The 13,320-nt window shown below is 63.6% G+C and carries 14 protein-coding genes and 1 riboswitch; all 14 genes read left to right on the top strand.

All coding sequences use genetic code 11. The annotated features are described in order from the left end of the window. On the top strand, positions 1-385 hold a 385-nt coding region (locus O3297_RS28000; RefSeq protein ID WP_305051169.1), incomplete at its 5' end, for a hypothetical protein. Positions 386-458: 73 nt separating this feature from the next. Continuing rightward, positions 459-1,499 (top strand): nicotinate-nucleotide--dimethylbenzimidazole phosphoribosyltransferase, encoded by a 1,041-nt coding sequence (cobT, locus tag O3297_RS27995; protein WP_305051168.1) that lies wholly within the window; start codon positions 459-461, stop codon positions 1,497-1,499. 4 nt (positions 1,500-1,503) lie between these two features. Next, positions 1,504-2,310 (top strand): adenosylcobinamide-GDP ribazoletransferase, encoded by an 807-nt coding sequence (locus O3297_RS27990; RefSeq protein WP_305051167.1) that lies wholly within the window; start codon positions 1,504-1,506, stop codon positions 2,308-2,310. Positions 2,311-2,316: 6 nt separating this feature from the next. After that, a complete protein-coding gene (locus tag O3297_RS27985; RefSeq protein WP_305051165.1) occupies positions 2,317-2,871 on the top strand; it encodes a histidine phosphatase family protein in 555 nt (184 codons plus the stop codon). Between the two features lie 44 nt (positions 2,872-2,915). Continuing rightward, positions 2,916-3,158: riboswitch (cobalamin riboswitch) on the top strand. A 126-nt stretch (positions 3,159-3,284) separates the two neighbouring features. After that, positions 3,285-5,150, top strand: a complete 1,866-nt coding sequence (locus tag O3297_RS27980) for a TonB-dependent receptor domain-containing protein (protein WP_034785031.1) — start codon at positions 3,285-3,287, stop codon at positions 5,148-5,150. A gap of 88 nt (positions 5,151-5,238) precedes the next feature. After that, positions 5,239-6,264 carry an iron ABC transporter permease gene (locus O3297_RS27975; protein ID WP_034785028.1) on the top strand — a complete coding sequence of 342 codons (1,026 nt, stop codon included), beginning with the start codon at positions 5,239-5,241 and terminating at the stop codon, positions 6,262-6,264. Next, complete coding sequence (locus O3297_RS27970; protein ID WP_151092770.1) at positions 6,261-7,034, top strand: ABC transporter ATP-binding protein; 774 nt, start codon at positions 6,261-6,263, stop codon at positions 7,032-7,034. The genes O3297_RS27975 and O3297_RS27970 overlap by 4 nt, the downstream gene beginning before the upstream one ends. Next, entirely contained in the window at positions 7,031-7,663 is a 633-nt protein-coding gene (gene cobO / locus O3297_RS27965; RefSeq protein ID WP_305051162.1) for a cob(I)yrinic acid a,c-diamide adenosyltransferase, read from the top strand. The genes O3297_RS27970 and cobO overlap by 4 nt, the downstream gene beginning before the upstream one ends. Positions 7,664-7,670: 7 nt before the next feature. After that, positions 7,671-8,237 carry a bifunctional adenosylcobinamide kinase/adenosylcobinamide-phosphate guanylyltransferase gene (gene cobU / locus O3297_RS27960; RefSeq protein WP_305051160.1) on the top strand — a complete coding sequence of 189 codons (567 nt, stop codon included), beginning with the start codon at positions 7,671-7,673 and terminating at the stop codon, positions 8,235-8,237. Next, positions 8,231-9,184 (top strand): adenosylcobinamide-phosphate synthase CbiB, encoded by a 954-nt coding sequence (gene cbiB / locus O3297_RS27955; protein ID WP_305051158.1) that lies wholly within the window; start codon positions 8,231-8,233, stop codon positions 9,182-9,184. The genes cobU and cbiB overlap by 7 nt, the downstream gene beginning before the upstream one ends. After that, positions 9,177-10,163, top strand: a complete 987-nt coding sequence (gene cobD, locus O3297_RS27950) for a threonine-phosphate decarboxylase CobD (protein ID WP_305051156.1) — start codon at positions 9,177-9,179, stop codon at positions 10,161-10,163. Before cbiB ends, cobD begins: the two co-directional genes overlap by 8 nt. Then, a complete protein-coding gene (locus O3297_RS27945) occupies positions 10,160-11,062 on the top strand; it encodes a cobalamin-binding protein (RefSeq protein WP_305051155.1) in 903 nt (300 codons plus the stop codon). The genes cobD and O3297_RS27945 overlap by 4 nt, the downstream gene beginning before the upstream one ends. Further along, complete coding sequence (locus tag O3297_RS27940) at positions 11,059-11,868, top strand: ABC transporter substrate-binding protein (protein WP_305051154.1); 810 nt, start codon at positions 11,059-11,061, stop codon at positions 11,866-11,868. Before O3297_RS27945 ends, O3297_RS27940 begins: the two co-directional genes overlap by 4 nt. Beyond that, complete coding sequence (locus O3297_RS27935) at positions 11,865-13,319, top strand: cobyric acid synthase (RefSeq protein ID WP_305051152.1); 1,455 nt, start codon at positions 11,865-11,867, stop codon at positions 13,317-13,319. Before O3297_RS27940 ends, O3297_RS27935 begins: the two co-directional genes overlap by 4 nt. Position 13,320 lies beyond the last annotated feature (1 nt).

Here is a 13,320-nt window from a genome sequence, read left to right as displayed (position 1 = left end):
TTACTTTGCCCTTTTACAGGCACCATCATTGCTGATGGGTCGCTCACTCAAAAAACTGACAGGCCACTACTTTCGTAGCGCCTATTTCATTATTTCTTGTGAACATTTGATATATTTTAAGTTTGACGCCAATCCGAAGATTGACGCTGCACTTACATCAAATGCCCACACTTATCGACTGTTAATTGTTAAAGAACTGTATTCGGTTACTGCTTTCGCGCTATCGACAAAGCGTTGTGTTTGTCAGCTGCGAAGAAGGAAGAGTATGAAGCGTTTGCAGCATTTCGTCAACCTTCTTTTTTACCCTGCTTTACTCGGCATTTGCATGCGTCGTTCAGCGAGGGGGCGAATTATAGCCTTGCCCCGCACGCCCCGCAAGCGCTAATTTGCATCTGGGCAAATATTGCTGTGTGATATCGTAGTGCCGACCATACCTTGCCTCATCCATATAGATTCCCATGCCTATCCCACACATCTGCTCCACCGCCAATCCCGCACTGGCCAGTGCTCTCGAACACGCCATCAACAGCAAGACCAAGCCGCTGGGCAGCCTCGGCATGCTGGAAACCCTGGCCCGCCAGATTGGCTTGATCCAGCAAAGCACGCAGCTGGCATTGCAGCAGCCGGCCATCATCGTTTTTGCGGCTGACCATGGGGTCGTCGCCGAAGGCATTTCCGCCTATCCACAAAGCGTGACCTGGCAAATGGTGGAGAATTTCCTCGGCAACGGCGCCGCCATCAACGTTTTCGCCCGCCAGGCAGATTGCGCCCTCTATATAGTAGACGCCGGCGTGAACCACGACTTCGGCCCACGCGACGGCTTGCTCGACCGCAAGCAAGGCCCCGGCACCCGTAACTTCGCCAAAGAACCCGCCATGAGCGAGCAACAATGCCTGGCCGCCATGCAGGCGGGGATGGATCTGGTCGCCACCCTGGATGGCAATGTGCTGGGCTTTGGCGAAATGGGCATCGGCAACACCACCGCTGCCGCAGCGCTGATGCACAAGCTGACGCAAACACCGGTCGCCGATTGCGTGGGCGCCGGCACCGGCCTGTCGAAGGAAGGCATATTGCACAAACAGCAGGTCATCGAAGCGGCCGTCGCCCATCATGCGGCGGTCACCACGCCGCTCGACGCGCTGGCCACCTTCGGCGGCTTCGAAATCGCCATGATGGCCGGCGCCATGCTCAAGGCGGCCGAACGGCGCATGATTCTGCTGATCGATGGATTCATCGTCAGCAGCGCCCTGCTGGTGGCGGCCCGTCTGCAGCCGGCCATCCTCGATTACTGCGTGTTTTCGCACTGCTCCGATGAAAACGGTCATCGCCAGCTGCTGGCCAGCCTGGGTGCGCGTCCGCTGCTGCACCTCGATTTGCGCCTGGGTGAAGGGACGGGTTCGGCGCTGGCCTTGCCGCTGCTGCACGCAGCCGTCAATTTCATGCGCGAGATGGCGACGTTTGCCTCGGCCCAGGTCAGCGAAAAATCCACGCCAGATTAAGACCATGGCCAATCCCGTTTCCGTCGCAGTCCATCAGTGCCGCCTCTTCTTCATCGCGCTGCAGTTTTTCACGCGCCTGCCCATCCCCCGCTGGGTGGGTTTCGAGCCGGCCTGGCTGCAGCATGCCTCGCGCTACTTCCCGCTGGTCGGCGTGGTCGTGGCGGCCATCAGTGGCGCCGTGTATCTGCTGGCCAGCTGGCTCCTGCCGTCGGCGGTAGCCGTGCTGCTGGCCGTCGCCGCTGGTATCTATCTGACGGGCGCCTTTCATGAAGACGGCTTCGCCGACATGTGTGACGGCTTTGGCGGCGGCATGACGCGCGAGCGGGTATTGGAAATCATGAAGGATTCGCGCATCGGCGCGTATGGCGCCATCGGCATCATCTGCCTGCTGGCCATCAAGTGCACGGCGCTGGCCTCGCTGCCGCCCGCCGTCATCGTGGTGACGCTGTGCATCGCCCACCCGCTCTCGCGCCTGGCCGCCGTTTCGCTGATCCGGTTCATGGACTATGCGCGCGACGAAGGTAAATCCAAGCCGATGGCGCAGGAGATGAGCACCGCTGAATTCCTCATCGCAGCCATCTGCGGCCTGCTGCCGCTCGTCGTGTGCGGCGCCCTGGGACTTTTTTACTGGGCCACGCTGGTCTTCGCCGTCGTGGCGGCGGCTGCGGCCGCATTCTGGCTGGGCCGCAAGTGCCAGCAACGCCTGCAAGGCTACACGGGCGACTGCCTGGGCGCAGTGCAGCAAGTGGCGGAAGTGGCGATTTACCTGGCCATCCTCTCCAGCTTCCAGCCTCCCCTAAGCTTCTATTAAACAAGCATGCGCCTGATCCTCGTTCGCCACCCCACGCCGCAGGTAACCAGCGGCACCTGCTATGGCCGCAGCGACGTGGCGGTGGCGCCGCACGAACTGGCCACGGTGCGCGCCAGCCTGCAAGCGACTTTGCCAGCCGGCGTGCCGCTCTATTCCAGTCCGCTGCGCCGCTGCGCCGGCCTGGCGGCGGCATTGGCGCAAGACCTGCCTGCGAGCGCCCTGCGCCTTGACGCGCGGCTGGCGGAGATGGATTTCGGAGCATGGGAAATGCAGCCCTGGCACGCGATTGCGCGCGCGGAAATCGATGCCTGGGCGACGAACCTGGCCTGGTACCGCCCCGGCGGGGGCGAGAATGTGCTGGCGATGGCCGCCCGCGTCGATGCATTTTTAGGCGATCTGTTGCGCGAACAACACGAAACGGTCGTCATCGTCTGCCATGCGGGCACCATCCGTCTGCTGTCGGCACTGCAAACCCGGCTGCCATTGGAAGAAACGGCCCTGCTGGCCGCCCATTCCGCCCATAAAATCGCCTATGGTGCGACGGTCGTCGTCGATTTCTGATATCGAATCGCCCAGCCAGCCATTTCAGTCCACGCCTGCTGCACGTATAATGGCGGGGTTTTGGTGCCCGCGTTCATGTCCATGAGCGCAGTTAAACGGGAAACACGATGCCGCGACTGCGGCGAACGTGTGCTGCCCCCGCAACGGTAAGCAAGTGTCGCCCCTCTTTACAGGAAGCGGGCGACAAGCTATCTCTGACAACCACTGTGCTTGCAATCATCGAGCATGGGAAGGTGGGATAGCCCTACTTGCCAGCCCGGATACCGGCCAGGACAGGTGGAAGTGTGCGAACGGGGATGTTCGCGATCCGAATGGCCCATGGCCATCTTCGATCGTCATCTTCAGTTCCCACTTCTGTTCAATCTGGCCTACGGGGACGTCGGCTGGTTGCATATTACTTACTGAAAATTATCATGACCCATGCTGTTTCCCGCCACGCGGCGCTCACGTCGCTCGCGCTAGCCATTGCCGCGCCTGCCGCTTTCGCCCAGACCACGCCAGATACCTTCGATCCAGTGATCGTCACCGCAACCCGCACCCCGCAAAAAACCAGCGAACTGCTGGCCAATACGGCCATCATCACCAGCGAAGACATCGCGCGTTCGGGCGCAGGTTCCGTTACCGAATTGCTGCAAAAACAGCGCGGCATCGAAGTCGCTCGCAATGGCGGTGCAGGCACCGCAGCGTCGGTGTACATCCGTGGCGCGAACAGCACCCAGAATATCGTTCTGGTGGACGGCGTCCGCATCGGTTCCTCGACCTTGGGCACCGCCAACTGGAGCCCGGTTCCACTGGCAAACATCGACCGCATCGAAATCGTCTACGGTCCATTGAGCACCCTGTACGGTGCCGATGCCATCGGTGGCGTCATCCAGATTTTCACCAAAAAAGGTAGCGGCGCACCCGTGGTTGGCGCGTCCGTCGGCTTTGGCAGCGATGCCACGCGTCAATATGACGCCAGCGTTTCGGGTGCAACCGGTGGCTACAACAGCCTGAGCTACTCGCTGAACGTCAGCAAGGAAAAAAGCGACGGCTTTTCGGCCACAAAACCAGGTAATTTCTCTTACAACGCCGACAAAGACGGCTACGACAAGAAAAGCGTTACGGGCCAGGTTGGTTTCCAGCTGGCCAAGGGGCACGATCTGGGCCTGGTGTTCATGAACAGCAAGCTTGAAGCCCAGTACGATAGCGGCCCGGGCTATGACACGCGCAGCAATCAAAAGCTGGAAAACATCGGCGTATTCATGAACAATGAATTCGTTCAAGGCTGGCACAGCAAGGTACAAGTTGCCGAAGCACGCGACAAGGCCAACGAGGACACCTTTGCGGGCGCGGCCGGCAAGAGCTCTCTGGAAACCAAGCAATCGACTTTCGACTGGCAAAATGACATCGCCATCGGCGTCGACACGCTGCAATTGCTGGCCAGCTACCGCAAGGAAGAAGTCGTATCCAGCGCCAAGCCGATCTTGAATCGCGCCCGCGATACCAAGTCGCTGGCGGCTTCCTACACCATGAAGCGCGACCAGCACCTGCTCAGCGCCAGCCTGCGCCGTGACAAGATGTCGGAAACCGGTTCGACCACCACTGGCAGCCTTGGTTACGGCTACCAGATCAACAATGCCTTGCGCGCCACGGCCAGCTATGGCACCAGCTTCCGCCAGCCCACCTACAATGAGCTGTATTACCCGGGCTACGGCATCGCCAGCAACCGTCCTGAAAAAGGCCGTAATGCTGAAGTTGGCCTGCGCTACGATGATGGCAAGACGCAACTGAGCGCCGTGTACTATCACAATCGCGTGACCGATTTGCTGATTTATGCGGATACCTGCCCGGTTGAAGTGGCCACGCATCCGTTCGGCTGCGCCTACAACGTCAACAAGGCATTGCTGGAAGGCATCACCCTGACTGGCCGCCGCAAGTTTGGGGACTTTGGTCTCAGCGGCAATATCGACCTGCAAGATCCGCGCGATCAAACCCTGGACAAATCGCTGGTGCGCCGCGCCAAGCGCCACGCCAACTTTGCAGCGGACTACAGCATCGGTCAACTGAATACGGGCGCCGAATGGCAATTGTCGGGCAAGCGTTTTGAAAATCCTGCCAATACGACCAGCTTGGGCGGTTATGGCTTGGTTAACCTGTTCGCTACCTATCAAGTGGCGCAGGACTGGTCGGTGCTGGCGCGCTGGAACAATATCACTGATAAGAAGTATGAACTGGCACGTAACTACAATACCGCCGGCTCCAACTTCTTCGTCGGCCTGCGTTACGGCTCGAAATAACCATGTAGTAATGATGTAAGCTGCGGGCGGTGGCGCTATCCGTCATCGCCCGCAGTGCAGTTCTGTGGTCCCCGTTTTAAAGGTATGCATGCACCCATTTTTCCGCAACATGCGCCACCGCGCCACCGTGATCCTCACGGTGCTGATCGTGTGCGCGGTTGCCAGCCTGATTTTCTCCGGCATGATCGGTTCGATCGCGATCCCGCTCGCCGACCTGCCTTCCGCCCTGTTCCATGTCGTGCAGGGCAAGACCGACACTCTCGCCGCCACCCTGCTCGACCTGCGCCTGGGCCGCGCGCTGACCGCGTTTGTCACCGGCGCGGCGTTGTCGCTGGCCGGCGTCATGATGCAAGCGCTGCTGCGCAATCCCCTGGCGGACCCCTATGTACTGGGCATTTCCGCCGGCGCTTCCGTCGGCGCGCTGGCCGCGCTGCTGTTCATGTGCGCGCTGTGGGTGGTCGACGCGGCCGCCTTTGCCGGCGCCGTCGGCGTGTCCATGCTGCTGTATTTCTTTGCCCGCCGCGACCTGCGCGGCGGCACGGCCGCTGAAGGCGGCGCCTCGCTCTTGCTGCTGACGGGCGTGATACTGGCTTCGGCCTGCATGGCCATCGTCACCCTGATGCTCTCCATCGCCCCGGAAAGCCGCTTGCGCAGCATGGTGTTCTGGATGATAGGCGATCTGTCCGGCGCGCCCGCGCGGCTGATGCCGTGGCTGGTCCTGGCCGGCGCCATGGTCTTCGCGCTGCGCTGCGCGCGTTCGCTGAACGTCATGGCGCTGCACGCGGAAGCGGCCAGTACCCTGGGCGTGCGCGTGGGCGCTCTGCGCAAGGGCCTGTTCTTCTGCTCCGGCCTGCTCACCGCCAGCGCCGTCACCAGCGCCGGCAGCGTGGGTTTTGTGGGCCTGATCGTGCCGCATGCGCTGCGCTTCGCCTGCGGCCCCGATCATCGCCTGTTGATTCCCGCCGCCGCGCTGGCCGGCGGCACCTTCCTCGTATTGGCCGATACCTTGGCGCGCACCGTTCTGGCGCCATTGCAGCTGCCCGTCGGCGTGGTGACAGCCATGATCGGCGCGCCCGTCTTCCTGTACCAACTGCACCGCTTGCGCCGAACATGATCCGCACCTACCAACTCGGCCTGAAAGCAGGCACGCGCTCCCTGGTGGAAAACCTCATCTGGCACATCAGGGATGGCGAATGCTGGAGCGTGATCGGCCGCAATGGCGCAGGCAAGAGCACCTTGCTGCGCACCCTGGCCGGCTTGCGCGAACCGGATGCTGGCCACGTGACGATACAGGGCCGCGCCCTGATCGACTGGCCGCTCGACGAACTGGCGCGCGAACGGGCCTTCCTGGCGCAGGCGCGCCACGATGCGTTCTCTTACCGCGTCATCGAAACGGTGCTGTCGGCGCGCCACCCGTACCACGACAACCATTACTGGGAAGGCAGCGACGACCAGCGCATCGCCCTGGCGGCGTTGGCCTCGATGGAAGTGGAGCACCTGGCCGAACGCGACGTGCGCAGCCTGTCCGGCGGCGAGCGCCAGCGCGTGGCGATTGCCGCCATGCTGGCGCAGGATACGCCCTTGCTGCTGCTGGACGAACCGGCCAATGCGCTGGACCTGGCGCACCAGGTCAGCGTCATGGGCCTGCTGTCAAAACTGTGCCGCGAACAGAATAAAACCGTGGTGATGGTGGGGCATGACCTGAACCTGGCGCACAGCGTCTCGACCCATGCGCTGCTGCTGATGGGCGACGGCGGCTGGCTGGCCGGTCCCGTGGCCGATGTGATGCAGGCATCCATCCTGAGCGACTACCTGGGCCACCCGATCGAGATCATCGATCACGGCAAACGCAAGATATTCATACCGAAAGAGGATCAGACATGAGCAACAACAAACCTAGCGACGTAGAAACAGCCGCAATCAACGAACGCCACCGCGTGCGCATGGAACGAAAAAAGGCCATCATCGACGCGGCCATCGCCAAGGCCGACAAGGAAATCGGCATCATCATCGTCAACACGGGCAACGGCAAGGGCAAGAGCTCGAGCGGCTTCGGCATGGCCATCCGCGCCATGGGCCACGGCATGAAGGTAGGCGTGGTGCAGTTCATCAAGGGCGCCATGTCGACGGGCGAAGAAAAATTCCTGCGCCGCTTCCCCGATGAAATCAGTTTTCATGCGATGGGCGAAGGCTATACCTGGGAAACGCAGAACCGCGAGCGCGACATCGAAAAGGCCGAACTGGCATGGGAGCAGGCGAAGACCTTCCTGGCCGACCCAAGCTACGGCCTGGTGCTGTTCGACGAACTCAATATCGCCCTCAAGTACAACTACCTCGACGTGCACAAGATCATCGCCGACCTGCTGGAACGTCCGCAGATGCAGCACGTGGTCATCACGGGCCGCGGCGCACCGGACGAACTGATCGCGATCGCCGACACCGTCACCGAAATGGCCGTCATCAAGCATGCTTACGCGGCAGGTATCGGCGCACAGATCGGCACCGAGTGGTAACAGCGCCATGACGCGCACTCTGGTCTTCGGCGGCGCCCGTTCCGGCAAGAGCGCCCATGCGGAAACGCTGGCCCGCGAGTCCGGCAAGGAAGTGGTCTACCTCGCCACCGCGCAGGCGGGCGATGCTGAAATGGCCACGCGCGTCAGGCATCACCGCGCACAGCGCCCGGCCGAATGGACAACCCTGGAAGAACCGCTGCGCCTGGGCGACGCCATCCTGCGGGAAGCGCTGCCCGGCCGCCTGCTGCTGGTCGACTGCCTGACCCTGTGGCTGACGAATCTGATGTTTTCCAGCGGCGAGACGTATCCGGACGTGGGCGACATCATCCTGCCCGAACTGTTCCACAGCGAGCGCGCGCACCTGCTGTATGCGCTGGCCGAAGTCGAAGACACCGACTGCGACCTCGTTCTCGTATCGAACGAAGTGGGTATGGGCATCGTGCCGTATGGCGCCATCTCGCGCTGCTTCACCGACGAGGCGGGCCGCTTGAACCAGGCCGTGGCGGCCGTGTGCGACAAGGCTGTCTTTGTCGCCGCCGGCCTGCCGCTGTACCTGAAAGGCAGCCCATGCTGAGCGGCTTGTCGCTGCCCATGCTGGCCGCCTTGATGACGGCCGGCGTGCTGCTCGACATGCTGCTGGGAGAAACGCGCCGCTGGCATCCGCTGGTCGGCTTTGGCCGCATCGCCAGCACACTGGAACGCCTGCTGAACCGGGGACGCGCACGTTTTATGCGCGGCATGCTGGCATGGTGGCTGGCCGTGTTGCCAATCAGCTATGCCGCCTACTGGCTGTGCGGCCTGGCGGGTGCCGCCCTCCACGTCTTCCTGCTGTATCTATGTCTGGGCCTGCGCAGCCTGCGCGACCACAATCAACCGATTGCCGATGCCCTGGCCATCGATGACCTGGACAATGCGCGCCTGCTGACGGCGCTCATCGTCAGCCGCGACACGGCCAACGCCGATGCGGCCAGCCTGGCCAAGGCCAGCACGGAATCCCTGCTGGAAAACGGCAACGATGCCGTCTTCGGCACCCTGTTCTGGTTTGCGGTGGCGGGCGGCCCCGGCGCAGTCCTATTCAGGCTGGCCAATACCCTCGACGCCATGTGGGGCTACCGCAACGAACGCTACGACTGGTTCGGCTGCTGCGCCGCGCGCATCGACGACATCCTCAATTATCTGCCGGCGCGCCTGACGGCCCTGTCCTATGTCTTGCTGGGCAAGAGCATGGCGGACAAGAAGCGCGCCTGGCAGTGCTGGCGCACGCAGGCCCCAAACTGGGGAAGTCCGAACGCGGGTCCCGTGATGGCCAGCGGCGCCGGCGCCCTGTGCCTGGCCCTCGGCGGCGACGCCATCTACGATGGCGAACTGGAACGCCGCCCGCCGCTGGGCGCCGGCCGTCCCGCCGAAGCGCGCGACATCGACCGCGCCTGGCGCCTGGTGGCCGAGACAGCCGTGTTGTGGCTGATCTGGGTGGCGCTGCTGGCGGGCCTGTTCTACCTGAAGGGGAAATACCTTGCTTGAACATGGCGGCAACCTGCGCGACGCCGCGCGCGAGTATGGACGGCCCATCGCCGACTGGATCGACCTGTCGACCGGCATCAATCCGCACTGGTATGCAGCGCCGGCACCCGGCGCCAACGCCTGGCACCGGCTGCCGGAAGCCGATCCCGCGCTGGCCGCTGCCGCCTGCGCGTATTACAACGCACCCGCCATGCTGCCGGTGGCCGGCACGCAGGCAGCCATCCAGGCCCTGCCCCGGCTACGCGCGCCCTCGCGCGTGGTGGTGGCCGCGCCGTCGTATGCGGAACATGCGCACCACTGGCGCCAGCACGGCCACGCATTACACCAAGTGCCATATGCGCAGCTGGCCGATGCCGTCGACCACTGCGACGTGCTGGTCATCTGCAACCCGAACAATCCCACGGGCGAACGCATCGCCCCCGCACTGCTGCTGGAATGGGCTGGCAAATTGGCCGCGCGCGGCGGCTGGCTGGTGGTCGATGAAGCGTTTGGCGACACGGAAACACACGCCAGCCTGGGGCCGCACTCGGACCAGCCTGGCCTGATAGTGCTGCGCTCCATCGGCAAATTCTTTGGCCTGGCAGGACTGCGCCTGGGCTTTGTCGCCGCCCATCCCGCACTGCTGGTACAACTGGCCGATATGCTGGGCCCGTGGACCGTCAGCGGCCCGGCGCAGCAAGTGGCGCTGGTAGCCTTGAACGACACGCACTGGCAGGAAGCGATGCGCGAGCGTCTGCGCGGCGAAGGCGCCCGTTTGCAACAGCTATTGGCCGCGCACGGCATCGCCAGCAGCGGCACGGCGCTGTTTCAATGGTGGCCGGACACGCGCGCCGAAGCGTTCTGGCAGCACATGGCAGAATCAGGCATCTGGGTACGCCTGTTCCGCCACGCGGCCCACGGCATCCGCCTGGGCCTGCCCCCCGACGAACACGCCTGGCTGCGCCTGCAGCAGGCCCTCACCGCATGGAAGCACACATGAAAATCCTGAAAATATCGCTGCTGCTGGCTGGGCTGGTCTCGCTGCAGGCGCATGCCGCCATCACCGTGCGCGACGATGATGGGAATACCGTCACCGTGGAAAAACCGGCGCAGCGCATCCTGGCGCTGGCGCCGCACGTGACGGAACTGCTGTTCGCAGCCGGCGGCGGCGAGAAGATCGCCGGTGTCGTCAGCTATAGCGACTACCCGGAAGCGGCAAAGAAGATCACGCAAGTGGGCGACAACCGCCAGTACGACATGGAGCGCATCATCGCCATGAAGCCGGACCTGATCGTCGTGTGGATGCACGGCAGCGCCGAACGCCAGATCGCCATGCTGCGCCAGCTGAAGGTGCCGATCTATCACAGCGAACCGCGCAAGCTGGCCGATATCCCCGACAGCATGGAGCGCCTGGGACAATTAATGGGCACGGAAAAAACCGCCAAACCGGCCGCCGCGCAGCTGCGCGCCAAACTGGCCAGCCTGACGGCCCAGTATGCGCAGCGTCCGCCCGTGCGCGTGTTTTACCAGGTGTGGGACAAACCCTTGTATACCTTGAGCGGCGCGAGCATCATCAGCGATTCCATGCGCGTGTGCGGCGGCCAGAATGTCTTTGCCGCGATGAAGGTGGTGGCGCCCGTCGTCACGCCGGAAGGCGTGCTGCAGGAAGATCCGGAAGTCATCTTCGGCACCAGCGAAAAAAGCGATCCGCGCAGCGAAGGCGGCCTGGCCATGTGGCGCGCCTTCCCGTCGATGACGGCCGTGCGCCGGAATAACCTGTTCCGCCTGAATGGCGACCTGCTGAACCGCGCCGGCCCGCGCATGATCGAAGGCACGGCCGCCATGTGCGAACAGCTGGAAGCGGCCCGCCAGCGCCGCAGCAGCAAGGCGGCTCAATGAGCCACTACCAGCGCATCGCGTGCCTGTCGACGGAAGCCGTGGAGACACTGTACGCGCTGGGCGCGGAAGACGTCATCGCGGGCATCTCCGGCTTTACCGTGCGTCCACCACGAGCGCGCGAGGAAAAAACCAAAATCAGCGGCTTTTCCTCCTCGAGCCTGGAGCGCATCCTGGCCGTCCAGCCCGACCTCGTGATCGGTTTTTGCGACATGCAGGCCGATATCTGCCGCGACCTGGTCAAGGCCGGCATCGAAGTGCACCAGTTTAACCAGCGCACGGTGGAAGGCATCCTGCGCATGATCGCCGTGCTGGCCGCACTGGTGCGGCGCGAGGAAGCGGGACGCGCACTGATCGCCAGCCTGCGCGCGGACATCGCCGCCGCCCGGGCCCGCGCCGCAGCCTGGACACGCAAGCCCGTGATCTACTTTGAAGAGTGGAACGATCCCCTGATGAGCGGCATCGGCTGGGCGGCCGAATTGATCGGCATCGCCGGCGGCACGGACGCCTTCCCGGAGTTGTCCGCGCATCCGGGTGCAAAAGAGCGCATCATCGCCGATCCTTTGAGCGTGGTGCGGCGCGCTCCCGACATCATCATCGCCACCTGGTGCGGCAAGAAGTTCCAGCCGGCGCAGCTGACGGCACGCCCGGGCTGGGATGCGATTCCCGCAGTACGCAATGACATGCTGTTCGAGATCAAATCGCCCGACATACTTTCTCCCGGTCCGGCCGCCATCACGGAGGGATTGCGCCAGATCAGCGACATCATCGCGCAATGGCAGGAGAATCAGAAAGAGCAGCAGGCATGAAGAGTCCCTTCCCCGCCCTGATGGTGCAGGGCACGACATCCGACGCGGGCAAGAGCACCGTCGTCGCCGCCCTGTGCCGATTGTTGAAACGCCGTGGCGTGACGGTGGCGCCGTTCAAGCCGCAAAACATGGCCTTGAACAGCGCCGTGACCAGCGACGGCGGCGAGATCGGCCGCGCGCAAGCCCTGCAGGCGCTGGCCTGCGGCATCGCGCCGCACACGGACATGAATCCGGTACTGCTGAAGCCTTCGTCGAACACGGGCGCGCAAGTGATCGTCCACGGCAAGGTGCGCGCCGAGATGGATGCGCGCGACTACCAGCAATATAAAACCATCGCCATGGGCGCCGTGCTGGAATCCTACACGCGCTTGCGCCAGCAATACGACGCCGTCGTCGTCGAAGGCGCGGGCAGCCCCGCCGAAGTCAACCTGCGCGCGCGCGACATCGCCAACATGGGCTTTGCGGAAGCCGTCGACTGCCCCGTGATCCTGGTGGCCGACATCGACCGGGGCGGCGTCTTCGCGCACATCATCGGCACCCTGGCCTGCCTGTCCGACAGCGAACGGGCGCGCATCCTCGGCTTCGTCATCAACCGCTTCCGCGGCGACATTTCACTACTCACACCCGGCATCGAATGGCTGGAACAGCAGACGGGCAAACCCGTGCTGGCCGTGCTGCCCTACCTGCAAGGCCTGTTCCTCGATGCGGAAGACGCCGTCGAAGCGATGCAGGCCGAACGCGGCGCCTTCAAGGTGGTGGTGCCGCAACTGCCGCGCATCAGCAACCACACGGATGTCGACGCGCTGCGCGCCCATCCCGATATCGACCTGCAATTCATCAAACAGGGGCAGCCGATTCCAGCGGCCGACCTGGTGATCCTCCCCGGCAGCAAGAACACGCGCGGCGACCTGGCGTGGCTGCAGCAGCAAGGCTGGCCCGCCTACCTGGCGAAACACCTGCGCTACGGCGGCAAGGTGCTCGGCATTTGCGGCGGCTTCCAGATGCTGGGACAAAGCGTGTGCGATCCGCTGGGTGTGGAAGGCGCGGCGGGAGAATCAAAGGCACTGGGCCTGCTCGACATGGTGACGGAGCTGACAAGCGACAAGCGGCTGGAACAGGTGCGCGGCCGCTGCGCGTTTGCCGGCGCGGCCGATGCGCCCGTGGCAGGCTATGAAATCCACATGGGTGTCTCGCATGGCGCGGCGCTGGGACAGCCGGCCTTTGTCATCGATGGGCGGCCGGAAGGGGCCGTGTCGGGCGACGGTCAAATCCTCGGCAGCTATTTGCACGGCATGTTCGATACACCCGCCGCATGTTCGGCGCTGCTGCGCTGGGCGGGGCTGGACTCCGGCCACACAGTGGACACCGCCGCCCTGCGCGAGGCCAGCCTGGATCGCATCGCCGATGCCGCCATGCCGCTGCTGGCTGCACTGGATGACCTCAAACGCTAGC

Origin of the sequence: Janthinobacterium sp. SUN128, from assembly GCF_030587275.1 — a bacterium.
Taxonomy (GTDB): domain Bacteria; phylum Pseudomonadota; class Gammaproteobacteria; order Burkholderiales; family Burkholderiaceae_D; genus Janthinobacterium; species Janthinobacterium lividum.
The sequence above is the reverse complement of the archived record's forward strand: the minus strand, read 5'-3'. Positions and strand labels throughout refer to the sequence as shown.